The following is a 15,804-nucleotide window of genomic DNA, read 5'->3' on the forward strand; positions in this document are numbered from 1 at the left end:
CTTGCGATAATCGGACCCATGATCGAAGCTCGGCGGCTCCACATCCTCCGCGCGGTGGCCGACCACCGTACGGTCACCGCGGCTGCCGCCGCGCTCTACCTCACCCCCTCCGCCGTCTCCCAGCAGCTCGCCGCCCTGGAACAGGAGACCGGCCACCGCCTCGTCGAACGCGGCGCCAAGGGCGTACGGCTCACCCCGGCCGGCGAGATCCTGCTCGGCCACACCAACGCCGTGCTCGCCCAACTGGAGCGCGCGGAAGCCGAGTTGGCGGCGTACAGCAACGGCGAGGCGGGCACGGTCACCGTCGCCGCGTTCGCGACCGGCATCGCGCTGGTCGTCGCGCCCGCGATGACCCGGCTCGCCCGTACCGCCCCCGGCATCCGGCTGCGCGTCCAGGACGCGGAGGGGGACGCGAGCCTGCCGATGGTCCTCGACCGGCAGGTGGACGTCGCCGTCGCCGTCGAGTACCGGGGCGCCCCCGCCGCCGACGACCCCCGCCTCACCCACGTACCCCTCTACGCGGAACCCTTCGACGCGGTCCTCCCCTCGCACCACCGCCTCGCGGACACGCCCGAGGTTCCGCTCGCGGAGCTGGCCAAGGACACGTGGGTCGGCCCCTACCCCGGCAACCCCTGCCACGACGTCGCCGTCCTGGCCTGCGAGAACGCCGGTTTCCAGCCGCGTATGGAACACGCCTCGGACGACTTCCGCGCGGTCGTCGCGCTGGTCGCGGTAGGCGCGGGAGTCGCCCTCGTACCCCGTTCCGCCCTGCTCGGAACCGACCTCGCGGGGGTCCGTGTCCGGCCCGTGGACGGGGTCGCGCCGACGCGGCGGGTGTTCGCGGCGATAAGGCGGGGCGCGGAGACACATCCGCTGATCAGACCTGTCCTGGAGGCGCTGGGCGAGGTGAGTCATCCGTAACGGAGGTGTCTCGCGCCGGGGATAACGTCTCGGGGTATGACGCGCTTTGTGGGTGATGACCCGATCGTACGACTGGACCCCTCCGCCCTGGACGGCCTCGCCGACCTCCTCGTCGAGGTCGTGGACGACGGCGCCTCCGTCGGCTTCCTCGCGCCGCTGGACCCTGCGGAGGCCCTGGCCTGGTGGTCCGCGCGGGCGGCTGACCCCCAGCTCGCGGTCTGGGTCGCGTACGACGGTCCGCGCGTCGTCGGGACCGTGTCGCTGGCGTACCCGGACAAGCCCAACAGCCGGCACCGGGCGGAGCTGGTGAAGCTGATGGTCGCGAAGGACGCGCGGGGCAGGGGGCTCGCGCGGCGGCTGCTGGGCGTCGCCGAGGAGGCGGCCGTCGCCGCCGGGGTGACGCTGCTGCATCTCGACACCGAGACCGACAGTCCCGCCGAGCGGCTGTACGCGGGGGCCGGGTGGACGCGGGTCGGGGTGATCCCGGACTACGCGGCCGATCCCGGCGGGGTGCTGCGGCCGACCACCTTGTATTACAAGCGGGTTGGGGTTCTGGAGGGGGGATCGTCCTGCGGAGGGTGACTGTCAGTGGCGGCCGGTACGGTCGGGAACATGCCGGACGCCGAAGATGTACGCCGAATCGCCCTGTCGCTGCCCGACACCACGGAGAAGATCGCCTGGAACATGCCGACCTTCCGGGTCGCCGGGAAGATGTTCGTCACGCTCCCCGAGGACGAGACGTCCATCGCGGTGCGCTGCCCCAAGGAGGAGCGCGACGAACTCGTCCTCGCCGAGCCGGGGAAGTTCTGGATCGCCGACCACGAGGCCCAGTTCGCGTGGGTGCGGGCGCGGCTCGCCGAGGTGGAGGACGAGGAGGAGCTGAGGGCGATCCTCGCGGACTCGTGGCGGCAGGCCGCGCCTACGCGGCTGCTGGAGGCGTATCCGGGGCTGGGGGTGACAGAGGTGTGACGTCAGGCGGCGGCCGTCCTGCTCAGGAAGCTCCCGATCCGCTCCCGCAGGGACCCGGCGTCCAGACCGTGAGCTGCCGTGTGCTCCTCGACCGTGCCGTACCTGCGCAGTTCACGGCGGCCGACCCCCATCCCGAGGACCCGGTGCGGGCGGTCCGCCAGCGCGTCGTTCGCGGCGGGCGTCGAGGTGCCCGCGAGGTACGGCTCGACCAGGACGACGTCCGTGCCCGCCGCGTCCGTCGCCCGGCGCAGGGCCTGCGCGTCGAAGGGGCGGACCGTCGTGCCGTACAGGACCGTCACGTCCAGGCCCTCCGTCGCCGCGAGTACCGCGTCCAGCGTCGGTCCCACGGCGAGGACGACTCCGCGCCGGCCCTCCCGTACGGTCAGGAAGCCGTGTCCGTCGACCGGGCGGGCCTCGGCGTTGGACAGTTCCGACAGCCGGACGTACACCTTGTCGTCCCCGGCGCGCGCCGCGTGCCGCAGCAGCGTCTCGGCCTCGTCGGGGTGGCCGGGGACGTGGACGGTCCAGCCGTCCAGCGTGTCCAGCAACGCGACGTCGCCGGGCGACATGTGCGTGAAACCGCCCGCGGGCCAGTCGTACGACGCCGCCGCGCTGACCAGCACCGCGCCCACGTCCTGGTGCCCCAGATCCAGCTTGACCTGCTCGAAGGGGCGCTCCACGAGGAAGCTGGCGAAGGTGTGCATGACGGGGCGCATACCGGTGAGCGCCAGCCCCGCGCCCGCGCCGATCAGCAGCTGTTCCCTGATGCCGACGTCGATGACGCGGCCGGGGTGACGGCGGGCGGCTTCGGCGAAGCTGTCGGAGCCGATGACGGCGAGGACGACGGCGAGGCGGGGGTCTTCGTCGAGGAGGCGGGTGAGGGTGGGGGCGAGGCGGTCGCGCATGGTGTCCATAGGGGTTCCTTCGGAGTGCCGGTGCTTTGTGTGGAGCTTCAGACCCGTCGGGCCTGGGCCGGGTTCTTCGGTTCCACCCGGGCGATCACCGCGTGCGGCCGTCCGGCGTGCGGCGCTGTGTACGCCTCGTACAGGGCCGTGTGGTCCCGTCCGTCGACCGTGGCCGTCGACCAGCCCGCCGCCTCGAACCGCGCGGCGATCCCGCCGGGCCGGGCGTGGCCGGCGGAGGCGTTGTCGACGACGACCGTGTGCAGGCGGTCGAGGCCGGCCGGACCGGCGTACGCGATGGCCTCGTGGTTGCTGCCCTCGTCGAGCTCGGCGTCTCCGGTCAGGACCCAGACGGCGGGGTCGGGCCGGTGCTGGGCGCGCAGGCCCAGCGCCGTACCGACGGCGAGCGGCAGACCGTGCCCGAGGGAGCCGCTGCCGATCTCCGCGCCGGGGACGAGGACGCGGTCGGGGTGGTGGCCGAGGGGCGAGTCGTACGAACCGAAGCCGTCCAGCCACTCCACCGGCAGGAACCCCTTCGCGGCGAGGACCGCGTAGTACGCCATCGGCCCGTGCCCCTTGGACAGCAGGAACCGGTCCCGCTCCGGATCCTCGACTCGCTCGGGCGTGACCCTCAGTACCCGGTCGTACAGCACCCACAGCACGTCCAGCGTCGACGTCGCCGCCGGTCCGTGCTTCTCCGCGCCGGTCATCCGCCCCATCAGCCCGGCCAGTTCGTCGTACCCGTACGCCCGACGTGTTCCCTCGGTGATCGTCATGCCACCGATCGTGCAACCTCGACCAAGCTTGAGGTCAACTCCGCGCCGCCGCGGAAAGGGATGCGCGACCAGCGATCCGAGTGCGGTATATTTTCCCTGCGCGTTCAACCAGGGGAAACCCCAGGTCAAACGGGCAACGGGACGTGGCGCAGCTTGGTAGCGCACTTGACTGGGGGTCAAGGGGTCGCAGGTTCAAATCCTGTCGTCCCGACTTAGATAGTCGGAGGCCAGAGGCCGTGTCAGAGAAATCTGACACGGCCTCTGGCTCGTTCTTGGGGGCCATCTGAAGGAGCCTCCCCCACCGGGCGGAGCGCTTCGTGCGCCCGGGGGCACGCTCTGCCCGCGCCGGTCCGCCGTGTGTCAGCGTGGCGGTGACCTGACCGAAAGGGCACCAGATCATGACGACGCAGATCCACGACCTGTCCGGCGACGCCATCGGTGAACTCGTCGGAGAGCGGTGGGGCGGGCTGCTGGAGGAGATCGGCGCCGGAGCCGCCGAGCGGTACGCGGCGGGAGAAGCGTTTCCCAGGAGCTTTCTGGCCCGGGCCGCCCAGGCGGGTCTCCACCGGCTCTCGATGCCGAAGGACGTCGGCGGGGAGGGCCTGGGATCGAACGTCTGGGGCCGTGTCCTGGAGGAGATGACCCACCGGTGCGACGAGGCGGCGTTCCCCCTCGTGGTGAGCATGTCGACGAGCATCGCGTTCACCCTGCACCAGTCCGGGGACGCCGCCCTGACCGAGAACTACGTGAGGCCGCTCGTGTCCGGCGAGCTGACGGCGACCCTGGGCTTCACCGAGGACGCCGACTTCTGGTCCTGGGAGACGGAGTTGACCCGCGACGGGGAGTGCGGGGTGCTGTCCGGGAGGAAGTCCTACCTGACGGGAGGGCTCCTCTCCCACGTCTTCCTGGTGTACGCCGGCTCGGGCCAGGGCCGGCTGGCCGCCTGCCTGGTGCATCACGACGATCCGGGGGTGACGGTGACTCCGGCGAACGGGATCGGCCTTCAGTCCGCCGGCATGGCCGTCCTGGACCTGGCCGAGGTCCGGCTCGGCCAGGAACGGATCCTGACCTGGACCGACGGTCTCGACCACTCCCAGCTGTACCTGAACGAGCGCCGGAGCATGCAGGCGGCGTGGACCGTCGGCAGGATGCGCGCGCTCGTCGACCGCTGCGCGGCCCGGCTGCGCACCGCGACCCGGCAGGGCCGGCCAGTGCTGGACTACCCCAATGTGGCAGCGGGGCTCGGGCGGATGCACATCGTCACGGACGCGGCCCGGACCATGACGCACGACGTCCTCGACCGGCAGGCACGCGGCGAGACGGATCTGACCTACGACGCGAAGATCTCGGCGGCCAAGCACTTCTCCGCCGAACAGTCGATGCTCATCGCCCACGAGGCACTGCGCGTGCTGGGCGGCCACGCCTTCTACGGCGACGAGTTCTACGGACGGTACCTGCGGGACTGCGCGGGCCTGATCCCCGCGGGCGGCACCCAGCACTCTCTGGAGATCACCATCGGAAACATGGTGGCCAAGCACCTGATCTGACCGTTCCCGCGGCAACGAAGGCGAGCCCTTTCATGGACGTACACTTCTCCGGCCTGCTGCTCCGGTTCACCGACTACGAACGCACCGTCAGCGTCCAGGCCGACACCGTCGGGGACGCGATGGAGGCCCTGCGCCTGCGCTTTCCCCGGCTGGGCCCCGTCCTGTGGGACGACGAGGGCGGCCTGCGGCAGGTCCACCGCCTCATCGTGAACGGGGAGGTCGTCCCCGTCGACGTCGCCCATCCCCTGCTGGACACCGACCGGCTGGAGTTCCTGACCGCGGTCGCGGGCGGCTGACCGTGCCTCGCCGGATCAGCTACACCGAACCCAGCGCCACCACCATGTTCAGCCCGCTGCAACTGCGCCCGCGGATGCTGCTGAGCCACGTCGCGTCGGGGGTCTCCCGCTGGCTCGCCGAGTACGTCACCCCGTTCCCGTCGATGGTGGACACCTACCGCAGCGCGGTCGTGGTCACTTCGGTGCGTATCGACTACGCCACCCCCTGCCCGGGGTTCTCCGACGCGCCCTGGCTGACCGTCCGATTCGGTCTCCGCGTCGATCCCAGCGGGGAGCGGATGCACGCGGAGACCGACTGCACGGCCGACGGTCGGCCCGTCGCGCAGGTCTCCACCACGATGCGCGTCCTCGTGGTGGCCGACGGCGACAGCCTGTCCGCGAGCCCCGGTGTCCTGCACCCCGAACTCCGCAAGGCGTTCACCCCGGCCGAGACCGTCGCCACGCCGCGCCCGCCCGACCTGTCTCCCGGAGGGGCGACGGTCGTACTGCCGCCCCGGGAATGGCACACGTTCATCAGCCGCAGCCATGCCGAGGTCGCCGACCAGTGGTCGTTCATCGAGATGATCGAACTGGCCACCCAGGCCCGGGACCGGCTGTTCGCCGAGAAACTCCACGCCCCGCTGCCGCCCCGCCAGGTGATCGGCACCCCGACGCGCACCCTGCACGCCGTCTTCCGCCGCCCGATGTTCGTGTACGACCCCTGCGTGGTCACCACTTCCGCCCACCGTGCCCCCGGCGCTTCCGGCCTGTACTTCCACCACGAGATCGGTCCCCCCGACTCCCCGCAGCCCCACCTGACCGTCCGGGAGACCCTCGATCCCACGGACTGACGAGCCGGGCGTCCACGTGCCGCGCGCAACTCTGCTGGAACAGTGGCGTGTTGGCGGTAGTACGCGTTCCTGTGTTCGACCCGGCCGAAAACCCCTGCCGCCGCCGAAAAACGCTTGGACGCCGGCCCCGCCCGCGCGGGAGACTTCCCGTTCCTCCTCCGATTTGTCCCGCTTGCGCGTGCCGTTTTTCGCGTGCCCGGGGCCTGAGCGATGCAGGGACGGGATGAATACGGCTGAATCACGCAAGGGCGCGGTGATGCTCGCCCTTCGGTACTACGGACGGGAGTTGGGACGGCTGAAATGGCTGGCGCTGCCGGCGTTGCTGCTGCCCGCGCTGGGGAACGCGGGCATCAACTACGTGGCGCCGCTGGTGGTGGCGAAACTGGTGGGGCGGATCGCGGACGACGGGGATGTGGTCGTCTCGACCGCGCTGCCGTACGTCGTGGGGTTCGCCGTCGTGATGCTGACGGCCGAGGTGCTGTGGCGGATCGGCATCCACTGCCTGAACCGGGTCGACGCGCTCGGCATCGAGAACCTGTACGTCGTCGGCATGGACGAACTCTTCGCGAAGGACGCCGCGTTCTTCCACGACAACTTCGCGGGGTCCCTCACCAAACGGGTGTTGAGTTTCGCCGGGCGGTTCGAGGATTTCGCGGACACGCTGGCTTTCGAGATCGTGGGGAGCCTCGTACCGCTGGTGTTCGGGTCGATCGTGCTGTGGCAGTACGAACCCTGGCTCGTCGTCTGCCTGTTGACGATGATCGTGCTCACGGCCGTCGGGGTGACGCCGCTGATCCGGCGCAGGCAGCGGCTCGTCGCCCAGCGCGAGGAGGCGATCGCCCGGGTGTCGGGGCACGTCGCCGACAGCCTCATGAACATGGACACCGTGCGTGCCTTCGCCGCCGAGGAGCGCGAGGCCGCCGAACACCGGGTGCGGGTCGCGGAGTCGAAGCGGCTGACGCTGAGGTCGTGGGACTACGGGAACCTGCGCATCGACACGTTCGTCGCGCCGATGTCCGTCCTCACCAACGCACTCGGTCTGCTGCTCGCGGTCACGCTGGCCGGGGGCGGGCACAGTGTCGAGGGCGTCATCGTGGCGTTCATGTACTTCATGAGCGCCACGCGCATCATGTTCGACTTCAACCGGATCTACCGGCGCATGGAAGGTTCCATGACCGAGGCGGCGCAGTTCACCGAGCTGCTGCTCACTTCGCCGACCGTCGTCGACCCGCCCACCCCGGAAGCGCTGGCGCCGCGCTCCGCCGACGTCCGCTTCGAGCAGGTCACCTTCGCGCACGGCGGGGGCAACCCCCTCTTCGAGAAGCTCGACCTGGACGTGCCGAGCGGTACGAAGATCGGGCTGGTCGGCAGGTCCGGCGGCGGGAAGACGACGCTCACGCGGCTGCTGCTGCGGATGACCGACATCGACGGCGGACGCATCCTCGTCGGCGGCCAGGACATCAGCCGGCTGCGCCAGGCCGACCTGCGCGGCCTCATCGCGTACGTCCCGCAGGAACCCGCCATGTTCCACCGCAGCCTGCGCGACAACATCGCCTTCGCCCGGCCCGACGCCACCGACGCGGACATCCGCCGCGCCGCCGAGGCCGCCCACGTCACGGAATTCGCCGACGGGCTGCCGGAGGGCTTCGACACGATGGTCGGCGAGCGGGGCGTCAAACTCTCCGGCGGCCAGCGCCAACGCGTCGCCCTGGCCCGGGCGATCCTGCGCGACGCGCCGATCCTGCTGCTCGACGAGGCGACGAGCGCGCTGGACTCCGAGAGCGAGGTCCTGGTGCAGGACGCGTTGTGGCGGCTCATGGAGGGCCGTACGACGCTGGTCGTCGCCCACCGGCTCAGCACCGTCGCCGGGATGGACCGGCTCGTCGTCCTCGACCGGGGGCGGATCATCGAGCAGGGGAGCCATGGGGAGCTGCTGGCGGCGGAGGGGGCGTACGCGAAGCTGTGGCAGCACCAGTCGGGCGGGTTCCTGGACGATACGGAGGAGCCGACGGGGGTGAGGGCGTGAGGTGAGGGGCGGGGGTGAGCGGCGGTTTCGAGGAGAGTCGCCCCCGAGTTGCCCCCTCAGCGTCGATTCCGCGCCTTGCTCCCCCTCGGCGCCTTCACGAACTGCATCTCCAGCGTGACCGGCGGCTCGGCCACTCCCGGGCCGCCCGCCTCTGCCCACGCGATGACCTCCTCCGTCGCGTCGTCGTCCGTGGCGAAGCCGATCCACACCGCCCGCGCCCCGGCGAGGCGCGCGGCGGTGGACGGCTGGACGACGAGGACGTTCGCCTGGTCGCAGGGCCCGAGGCAGTCGGTCGTACGGACCGTGAACGTACCGCCGGACGAGGCGGCCGAGGCGCGGAGCCGGTCGAGCTGCCAGCCGTGGTCGAAGCCGGGGTGTTTGCGGCGGTCGCCGCAGCAGCAGCCCCTGCACACCACGACCGTGCAGGGGGCGCCGCGCTGGGAGGGGAACATCAGAACGTCAGGACGCCGAGAGGCCGACGTGCGCGAGGGCCTGGCGCAGCAGGAACCCGTGCCCGCCGGGCATCTCGCTCTGCACGGCCGGGGACGCGGCCTCCTGCGGCTCGAACCACACGAGGTCCAGCGCGTCTTGACGCGGCTGGCAGTCACCGGTCACCGGAACGATGTACGCCAGCGACACCGCGTGTTGACGCGGATCGTGGTAAGGAGTGACGCCCTGCGTCGGGAAGTACTCGGCCACCGTGAACGGCTGGAGCGCGGCCGGCAGCCGGGGCAGCGCGACCGGCCCGAGGTCCTTCTCCAGGTTGCGCAGCAGGGCGTCGCGGACGCGCTCGTGGTGCAGGACCCGGCCCGAGACCAGGGTCCGGCTGACGTCGCCGTCCGGTCCGATGCGCAGGAGCAGGCCGATGCTGGTGATCTCGCCCCGCTCGTCCACGCGGACGGGCACGGCCTCGACGTACAGGATCGGCATCCGGGCGCGGGCCAGTTCCAGCTCGTCCTGGCTCAGCCAACCGGGCGTGGTCTCGGTCATGTCAGACATTGCTTGATCATACTTTCAGAACCGGTCGGACAACCGGTAGACCCGGCGGGCGTTCTCCGCACCCGCCCACCGCGCGAGGCGCACCGCGTCGGGCGGACTCAGCTCGCCCGCGTCCACCCGGTCCTGGAGCAGATCCCCCAGACCCCGGCGGAACGCCAGCGCGCCGAGCGCGTAGAACTCGGCCAGACCGTACGCGTCGGAGCTGTACAGCAGCTTGCCGAACGGTGTCATCTCCAGCGCCTCCGCCAGCACCGCCCGCGCCCGCACCGGCCCCACGTGGTGCAGCGTGAGCCCCACATCCAGGTACACCTGAGGAAACACCGAGGTCAGATAGCTCGCCTGCCGCTGAAACGGCCAGCAGTGCAGCAGCAGCACCGGCACGTCCCCCGGAACCGCACGCAGCCAGTCGGTCAGCAGACTCGGGTCCACCTGATGCAGCCGGATGTCCCTGTCCCCGAACCCGGTGTGCAGCTGGAGCGGCAGTCTCAGGTCGACGGCCGTCCACAGCAGATGCCGGACGAGTACGGGGTTGTCGAGGCGACCCGCGTCCCCGAACCACTCCCGGGCGGCCCGTTCGATCTCCTGCGCGGCCGGGCGTGTCGGCGCGAGAGCGAACCCGGTGCGGTAGGCGGCCACCGACTTGACGCCGACGACTCCCGGGGCGCGCACGGCGTCGTGCACGGCCCGCGTGAACTCCTCGGCGTAGGCGCTCGGTTCGACTCCCCGCGCCTTCAACTCCTCGGCGACGGTCTCCAGCCGGACCACCTCGTACGTGGTCGTCCGCCCGGCGTCGGCGAGTTCGGCCGGGGTGGTGAGGGGGAGCGGGGTGTGGCCGGTGTCGACGAGGTGGGCGCCGGTGCGGGAGGCGTGCAGGAAACGGCGGTTGACCTCCTCGGCGCCCAACTCGGCGCGCCGGTCCAGGTATTCGTCCGGCGGCGCGTGCGGCGGGAGGTCCAGGACGGGCGCGCAGTGGCGCCGTACCGCGATGCCCGTCGGGGTGTCGAAGGGGGTGATGCCGCCCTCGGTGAGCAGGGACTCGAAGGCGGGGCGGGTCAGGTCGTGGGCGGTCACGCCGTGGCAGTGGTGGTCCACCAACTCCAGTTCGGCGAGCGCCTCGTGGACCCGCATGTCAGTAGGCCCAGCGGTAGGCGGCGGCGATCTGCTCGCCGTCCAGGCCCTGGACGGCGTCGAGTTCGCCCGCGCGGACCGCGAGCACGGCGTCCGCGAGGTGCGGGCCGAGGGCGGCGCGCACGACTTTGTCCTCCCGGAACTCGGCGATGGCCTCGGCGAGGGAGGTGGGCAGTCGGCGAACTCCCTTTTCGTGGGCCTCGGCCGGGGTCAGCGTGGCGGGGTTGCCCGTCGTCTCCTCCGGGAGGGTCCTCTGCGCCGCGAGTCCGTCGAGCCCGGCGGCGATCAGGCCGGTCAGTGCCGCGTACGGGTTCGCGGCCAGGTCGACCGGCTTCACCTCCAGGTTGGCCTGCTCGGCGCGGTGGCCCTTCGTGCCGGGGACCAGACGGACGGCCGTCTCCCGCGTCTCCAGGCCCCACGCGGTGAACACCCCCGCCCACTGGGACGGTTTGAGCCGCAGGTAGCTCGCCGGACTGGGCGCGGTGAGCGCCATCAGTGCGGGCAGGTGCGCGAGGACACCGGCTGCGAACGACTCCGCCTCCGGGGTCAGGCCGTGCCTGCGGTCGCCGCCCGTGTGCAGGTTGCGGCCCTCGCGCCATGCGGAGAGGTGGACGTGGCCGCCGTTGCCGACCCCCGTCGCCGCCACCGCCGGGGCGAACGAGACGCGCAGACCGTGGTGCCCCGCGACCGCGCGGATCGTCTGCCGGGTCAGCACGCAGCGGTCGGCCGCCGCGACCGGGTCCGCCGCGCCCACCGAGATCTCGAACTGGCCCGCCGCGTACTCCGGATGGACCTGGTCCACGTCCAACTCCTGCGCCGCGCACGCCTCCAGCAGGTCCGCGAGGAACGCGCCCAGCTCCACCTGGCGCGTCGCCCCGTACGCCGGAGCCGTCGTCGCCGGCACGAACTCGCCGGGGGCCGCCGTGCCCAGGCCCAGCATCCACTCGACCTCGATCGCCGCGCGGAAGGCCACGCCGTGGTCGAGGGCCGCGCGCTCGGTGATCCGGCGCAGGGCCGTGCGGGAACAGCCCGGGTGCGGTTCGCCGTCCTGCGTGATGCGGTCGACCGGCGCCCACGCCCAGCCGGGCTGCGCGGCCAGCACCGTCAGCAGGTCCAGGTCCGGGTAGAGGCGCAGGTCGCCGTCCGGGGAGCCGAGGACGTCCGTCGTGGCGATGTGGTCGTTCGCGAGGAACGTGTCGAACACCGGCGACATGCCCACGCCCCAGGCCGCGGCGGCGGGGAGCTTCGCCGTGGGGACCGTCTTCACGCGGTGCACGCCGGCCGTGTCCACGTATGCGAGGACGACGCCGTGCACCTTCCGGGCGGCCAGGGTCTCGGCGAGGGACACGGCCCGCTCGACGTCCCCCGGCCTGCCGCCGGGGATCGGGTCGGTGAGGGTGGTCATAGAGGGCGCTCCTCGGGCAAGTCGGGCTTTCGGGCCAGGGTTTCACGTCCGGGGGGTGGGGGTGGGGTGTGGTCGTTGCGCGGGGGGCTTGTGGCGTGGGGTGTTTGTGGTGCGGGGTGCTCGTGGTGCCCAGGTCCGGTGGGCCTCGTGCCTGTGCCGGTTCGTGCCGGTGGCGTCCGGTGGTGGAGTTCACCCGTACCGGTGTCGTGCTGTGCCGGGGTGTTCCCGCCGGTGGGACGGGGCGGGGGGCTTTTGGGTGCCCCGGTAGTCTGACAATCGGACCGCCTCCGTACAGAAAGCAGGACATGCCCTCCTCCGCCGCGCCCCATCTCGCCCCGACCGAGCCGTCCGCCCCCGCCGCCGACATCCGGCTGATCGTCACCGACATGGACGGCACGCTCCTCGACGACGACAAACGGCCGCCTCAGGGCCTCGCGGACATGCTGGGCCTGCTCCGCGAGCGCGGCATCCTCTTCAGCCCGGCCAGCGGACGCCAGTACGCCACCCTGGAGCGCGACTTCACCGGCCTCGCCGACGGCATGGTCTTCATCGCCGAGAACGGCACCTACGTCGTCCGCGACGGCCGCGAACTCAGCTCCGACCCGCTGGATCCCGCCGTCGCCGCCGAGGTCGTCCACACCGTACGGCGGCTCGCCGCGGCCGGGGTCGACGTGGGTGTCGTCGTCTGCGGCAAGCGGTCCGCTTACGTCGAGCAGACCGACGCACCCTTCCTCGCCGAGGTACGCAGCTACTACCTGCGCAACGAGATCGTCGAGGACGTCACCACCGTCGACGACGACATCATCAAGGTCGCCCTCTACTCCTTCGGCTCCGCCGAGCAAACCGTCGCCCCCGCGCTCGCCGCCTTCGCCGAGGCCCACCAGGTCGTCGTCTCCGGCGAACACTGGGTCGACATCATGAACCGCACCGCCAACAAGGGCGCCGCCCTCCGCCGCCTTCAGGGGGAACTCGGCATCACCCCGGCCCAGACCATGGTCTTCGGCGACTACCTCAATGACCTGGAGATGCTCGACGCCGCCGAGTGGTCCTTCGCGATGACCGGCGCCCACCCCGACGTGATACGCCGGGCCCGCCACCTCGCCCCCTCCAACAACGACAACGGCGTCCTGCGCACCATCGCCCGCGTCCTCGACCTCGGTCCCGACGCCGCCCGCTAGACCGGGTTCACCTGCCCGTGCCGCCAGGCCCACGCGGCGATCTCCACCCGGTTCCTCGTCCCCAACTTCACCTGCACGCTGGAGAGATGCGTCTTTACCGTGGACAAGGAGACGAACAGCTCGGTCGCGATCTCCGCGTTCGTCCTTCCCAGCGCCACCAGTCGTACGACCTCCAGCTCCCGGTCCGTGAGCGGGTCGGCCGGCGAGGGCGCCGGCGCAGTGGATCTGGCGGCTCGGGTCTCCTCCTGCTGCGTCAGGTGCTTCAGCAGCCGGACCGTCACCGACGGCGACACCAGTGAGTCGCCCGCCGCTGCCGCCCGTACCGCCTCCGCGAGCAGCGTCGGCCCCGAGTCCTTCAGCAGGAACCCGCAGGCCCCACCCCGCAGCGCCCCGTACACGTACTCGTCGAGGTCGAACGTCGTCACCACGACGACCCTCAGCGGATCCTCCACGCCCGGCCCCGCCAGCAGCCGCGTCGCCTCCAGGCCGTCCAGCCTCGGCATCCGGATGTCCAGCAGACACACGTCCGGCCGCAGCTGCCGGGCCAGTGTCACCGCTTCCTCCCCGTCCGCCGCCTCCGCGACCACCGTCATGTCCGGCTGCGCGTCCAGGAAGAACCGGAATCCCGTACGCACCATCTCCTGGTCGTCGGCGATCAACACCCTGATCGGGGCGGCGGGGTTCGGCGTCGGGGCGGGGGAGGGGGCGATCATGGGACAGATCATGCCTCAAGGGGAGGGTGGGGGCGGGCGTGCGCCTTGGCGGGGGTTCGAGGGAGTGGGGGAGGCGGGTTCGGGGCGGGGAGAGGGGGCCGGGGGTCTGGTTCTGGGGTGGGGGGAGAGGGTTGGGGCGCTGGGCCCGGGATGGAGAGAGGGGGTCGGGGCGCTGGGTCTGGGTCAGGGAGAGGGGGCCGGGGCGTTGGGCTTGGTGTGAGGGGAGAGGGTCGGGGCGCTGGGCCTGAGGTGGGGAGAGGTGGTTAGGGGGCTGGGCTCGGGGTGGGGAGAGAGGTCCGGGGCTGTGAGGCCGGGGTGGGGAGGGGTGGCCGGGGCGCTGGGTCCGGTTCGGGCCGAGGAGGTGAGGTCGTCGAGCCTGTGGTGAGGTGGGGTGGCTGGGGCGCTGGGCCCGAGGCAGGCCCAGGAGACGAGGCCGTCGAGCCTGCGGTGAGGCGAGGCGGCGGTGGCATCGGGTCCGGTGTGGGGTGAGGGGACGGGGGTGTCGGGTTCGAGGTGGGCCGAGGGGGCGTGGCCGTCGAGCTTGTGGTGAGGTGAGGCGGCGGTGGCATTGAGCCCGGCGCGGGGTGAGGGGATGAGGGCGTCGGCCTCTGGGCGTGCCGAGGGGATGAGGGCGCTGGCCCTCGGGCGGGCGGAAGGGATGGGGGTGTCGGCCACAGAGCGGGCCGAGGCTGTGGGGGCGGTGAGGAGGGCCGTTCTCGGTGTGGGGGCGCTTTGTCACGTGGCCTTGCCTTCTTTCTCGGGTTCCTCCGGGGCGTTTTCTGTGGCGTGTCCGACGGGGTCCGTGGGGGCGGGTGCTGTGCTGGCGGTGGCCGTTCGGCGGGAAGCCGGTGTCGGGGCGGCTGGGTTCGTGTGGGCCCGTGCTTCTGTGCCCTCAGGCCACCGTGTACTGCGTGTGCCCGCTGATGCGGCCGTCCCTGACCTGGAGGATGCGACCGCAGTGGGCGGCGACGTCGGGGTCGTGGGTGACCATGACCAGGGCGGCTCCCTGGGCTCGGGTGACGGACGTCAGGAGCGTGACGACCTCCGTGCTGGTGCGCTGGTCGAGCGCGCCGGTCGGCTCGTCGGCGAAGACGACGTCCGGCTCTATGACGAGGGCGCGGGCGATGGCGACCCGCTGTGCCTGACCGCCGGACAGGGCACCGGGGCGGCGCGCCTCAAGCCCCTCCAGACCGAGCGGCGCGAACCAGCGGCGGGCCCGCTCCACCGCCTGCTTGCGCGGCACGCCCTCCAGCATCAGCGGCAGCGCCACGTTCTCCTCGGCCGGCAACTCGGGCAGGAGCTGGCCGAACTGGAACACGAAGCCGAACCGCTTGCGGCGCAGCGCGCTCAGCCGGTTCTCGCCGAGCCGCTCGATGCTCTCGCCGCGCAGCATGACCGTCCCCGAGTCGGGGCGGACTATGCCGGCCAGGGTGTGCAGCAGCGTCGACTTGCCGGAGCCGGACGGACCCATGATGGCGAGCGAGTCACGCTCCTGTACCTGGACGTCCACGCCGTCGAGCGCGACGGTCGAGCCGTACTTCTTCACGAGGCCGAGACCGGCCAGAACGGGGGTCATGAGAGGGAGGGCCTTTCGTCAGGTGGTGAGTGAGCCTCTGCTCAGCGTTCGAACTTCCAGGTGACGGAGGACGTCGTCGCCTTGACGACGCGGACCGGTATCTCGACGCTCCGCCCGTCGTTCCTCTCTCCCCTGCACGTGATCGTCGCGCCGGCGACCGCCTTCAGACCGGTCGGACAGTTCACGCCCTTGAGCTTGTCGCCGACCCACGGCAGCGGGTGGTACCTGCTCTGGATCCGGCCCTCGGCGATGTCCTTGGGCAGGGCCGGATAGCCGTTCACCCGCACCGCCGACCGCGCGTTCAGCCCCGTCGTCGACTGGGTGCCCGACAGCAGGTGCGTACCCACCGCGCCCACGGCGACGGCGGCGGTGGCACAGCCCACCAGACCGATCACGAACCTGTCGCGCTGCATGACATGCCTCCGAACCATGAGCAGGGGAGAAGAAGAGGAGAAGCGAAGCGACCGTTTCGCTCCGTGCCTCCACTTTCGCCGCTCGGCCCCGCCCTCCGCCTCGGCCGTCCGGCCAGGTTCTCGGC

17 protein-coding genes and 1 tRNA gene are annotated in these 15,804 nt (G+C 71.7%); 9 read left to right on the top strand and 9 right to left on the bottom strand.

All coding sequences use genetic code 11. The annotated features are described in order from the left end of the window. The first annotated feature begins 18 nt into the window (after positions 1-18). Genes J8M50_RS40305 through J8M50_RS40315 form a run of 3 tightly spaced genes read left to right on the top strand, consistent with a single transcriptional unit; the run spans position 19 to position 1,890 of the window. Positions 19-921, top strand: coding sequence for a LysR family transcriptional regulator (locus tag J8M50_RS40305; protein WP_010356661.1), 903 nt, complete (start codon positions 19-21; stop codon positions 919-921). A gap of 36 nt (positions 922-957) precedes the next feature. Beyond that, positions 958-1,503, top strand: coding sequence for a GNAT family N-acetyltransferase (locus J8M50_RS40310; RefSeq protein ID WP_010356663.1), 546 nt, complete (start codon positions 958-960; stop codon positions 1,501-1,503). Between the two features lie 30 nt (positions 1,504-1,533). Beyond that, the gene (locus tag J8M50_RS40315) at positions 1,534-1,890 is read left to right on the top strand and encodes an MmcQ/YjbR family DNA-binding protein (RefSeq protein WP_029184244.1); all 357 of its coding nucleotides are present in this window, start codon (positions 1,534-1,536) and stop codon (positions 1,888-1,890) included. Between the two features lie 2 nt (positions 1,891-1,892). On the opposite strand, the gene J8M50_RS40320 is transcribed toward J8M50_RS40315, so the two are convergent. Together J8M50_RS40320 and J8M50_RS40325 are read right to left on the bottom strand one after the other, a co-directional pair. Continuing rightward, positions 1,893-2,804 carry a transketolase family protein gene (locus J8M50_RS40320; RefSeq protein WP_010356667.1) on the bottom strand — a complete coding sequence of 304 codons (912 nt, stop codon included), beginning with the start codon at positions 2,802-2,804 and terminating at the stop codon, positions 1,893-1,895. A 38-nt stretch (positions 2,805-2,842) separates the two neighbouring features. Beyond that, complete coding sequence (locus tag J8M50_RS40325; RefSeq protein WP_010356668.1) at positions 2,843-3,568, bottom strand: thiamine pyrophosphate-binding protein; 726 nt, start codon at positions 3,566-3,568, stop codon at positions 2,843-2,845. 137 nt (positions 3,569-3,705) lie between these two features. On the opposite strand from J8M50_RS40325, the gene J8M50_RS40330 reads away from it, so the two are divergent. From J8M50_RS40330 to J8M50_RS40350, 5 genes are all read left to right on the top strand, one after another. Further along, a tRNA-Pro gene (locus tag J8M50_RS40330) sits at positions 3,706-3,779 on the top strand. 187 nt (positions 3,780-3,966) lie between these two features. After that, the gene (locus tag J8M50_RS40335) at positions 3,967-5,115 is read left to right on the top strand and encodes an acyl-CoA dehydrogenase family protein (RefSeq protein ID WP_010356669.1); all 1,149 of its coding nucleotides are present in this window, start codon (positions 3,967-3,969) and stop codon (positions 5,113-5,115) included. 32 nt (positions 5,116-5,147) lie between these two features. Then, entirely contained in the window at positions 5,148-5,411 is a 264-nt protein-coding gene (locus J8M50_RS40340; protein WP_010356671.1) for a MoaD/ThiS family protein, read from the top strand. A 2-nt stretch (positions 5,412-5,413) separates the two neighbouring features. Further along, positions 5,414-6,241 carry a hypothetical protein gene (locus tag J8M50_RS40345; RefSeq protein ID WP_010356672.1) on the top strand — a complete coding sequence of 276 codons (828 nt, stop codon included), beginning with the start codon at positions 5,414-5,416 and terminating at the stop codon, positions 6,239-6,241. A 223-nt stretch (positions 6,242-6,464) separates the two neighbouring features. Then, positions 6,465-8,267 carry an ABC transporter ATP-binding protein gene (locus J8M50_RS40350; RefSeq protein ID WP_100216840.1) on the top strand — a complete coding sequence of 601 codons (1,803 nt, stop codon included), beginning with the start codon at positions 6,465-6,467 and terminating at the stop codon, positions 8,265-8,267. Between the two features lie 56 nt (positions 8,268-8,323). Here the strand turns inward: J8M50_RS40350 and J8M50_RS40355 are convergent, their stop codons facing one another. The 4 genes from J8M50_RS40355 to J8M50_RS40370 are packed head-to-tail and all read right to left on the bottom strand — an operon-like array spanning position 8,324 to position 11,799. After that, positions 8,324-8,719, bottom strand: coding sequence for a (2Fe-2S) ferredoxin domain-containing protein (locus tag J8M50_RS40355; RefSeq protein WP_010356675.1), 396 nt, complete (start codon positions 8,717-8,719; stop codon positions 8,324-8,326). Between the two features lie 7 nt (positions 8,720-8,726). Continuing rightward, positions 8,727-9,266, bottom strand: a complete 540-nt coding sequence (locus J8M50_RS40360) for an NUDIX hydrolase family protein (RefSeq protein WP_029184246.1) — start codon at positions 9,264-9,266, stop codon at positions 8,727-8,729. A gap of 15 nt (positions 9,267-9,281) precedes the next feature. After that, entirely contained in the window at positions 9,282-10,394 is a 1,113-nt protein-coding gene (locus J8M50_RS40365) for an amidohydrolase family protein (protein WP_010356677.1), read from the bottom strand. 1 nt (position 10,395) lies between these two features. Beyond that, entirely contained in the window at positions 10,396-11,799 is a 1,404-nt protein-coding gene (locus J8M50_RS40370; RefSeq protein ID WP_010356679.1) for a glutamine synthetase family protein, read from the bottom strand. Positions 11,800-12,104: 305 nt separating this feature from the next. On the opposite strand from J8M50_RS40370, the gene J8M50_RS40375 reads away from it, so the two are divergent. Then, on the top strand, positions 12,105-12,977 hold the full coding sequence (locus J8M50_RS40375) for a Cof-type HAD-IIB family hydrolase (protein WP_010356680.1): 873 nt from the start codon (positions 12,105-12,107) through the stop codon (positions 12,975-12,977). On the opposite strand, the gene J8M50_RS40380 is transcribed toward J8M50_RS40375, so the two are convergent. The 3 genes from J8M50_RS40380 to J8M50_RS40395 form a co-directional block, all read right to left on the bottom strand. Continuing rightward, positions 12,974-13,690, bottom strand: a complete 717-nt coding sequence (locus tag J8M50_RS40380) for a response regulator (protein WP_010356681.1) — start codon at positions 13,688-13,690, stop codon at positions 12,974-12,976. The two genes, J8M50_RS40375 and J8M50_RS40380, sit on opposite strands and share 4 nt — an antisense overlap. An 892-nt stretch (positions 13,691-14,582) precedes the next feature. After that, a complete protein-coding gene (locus tag J8M50_RS40390) occupies positions 14,583-15,266 on the bottom strand; it encodes an ABC transporter ATP-binding protein (RefSeq protein ID WP_010356682.1) in 684 nt (227 codons plus the stop codon). Positions 15,267-15,307: 41 nt separating this feature from the next. Beyond that, positions 15,308-15,679, bottom strand: coding sequence for a DUF4333 domain-containing protein (locus tag J8M50_RS40395; RefSeq protein ID WP_010356683.1), 372 nt, complete (start codon positions 15,677-15,679; stop codon positions 15,308-15,310). Positions 15,680-15,804 lie beyond the last annotated feature (125 nt).

This window comes from Streptomyces acidiscabies (genome assembly GCF_020010905.1).
In the GTDB taxonomy this organism is placed as follows: Bacteria; Actinomycetota; Actinomycetes; order Streptomycetales; family Streptomycetaceae; genus Streptomyces; species Streptomyces acidiscabies.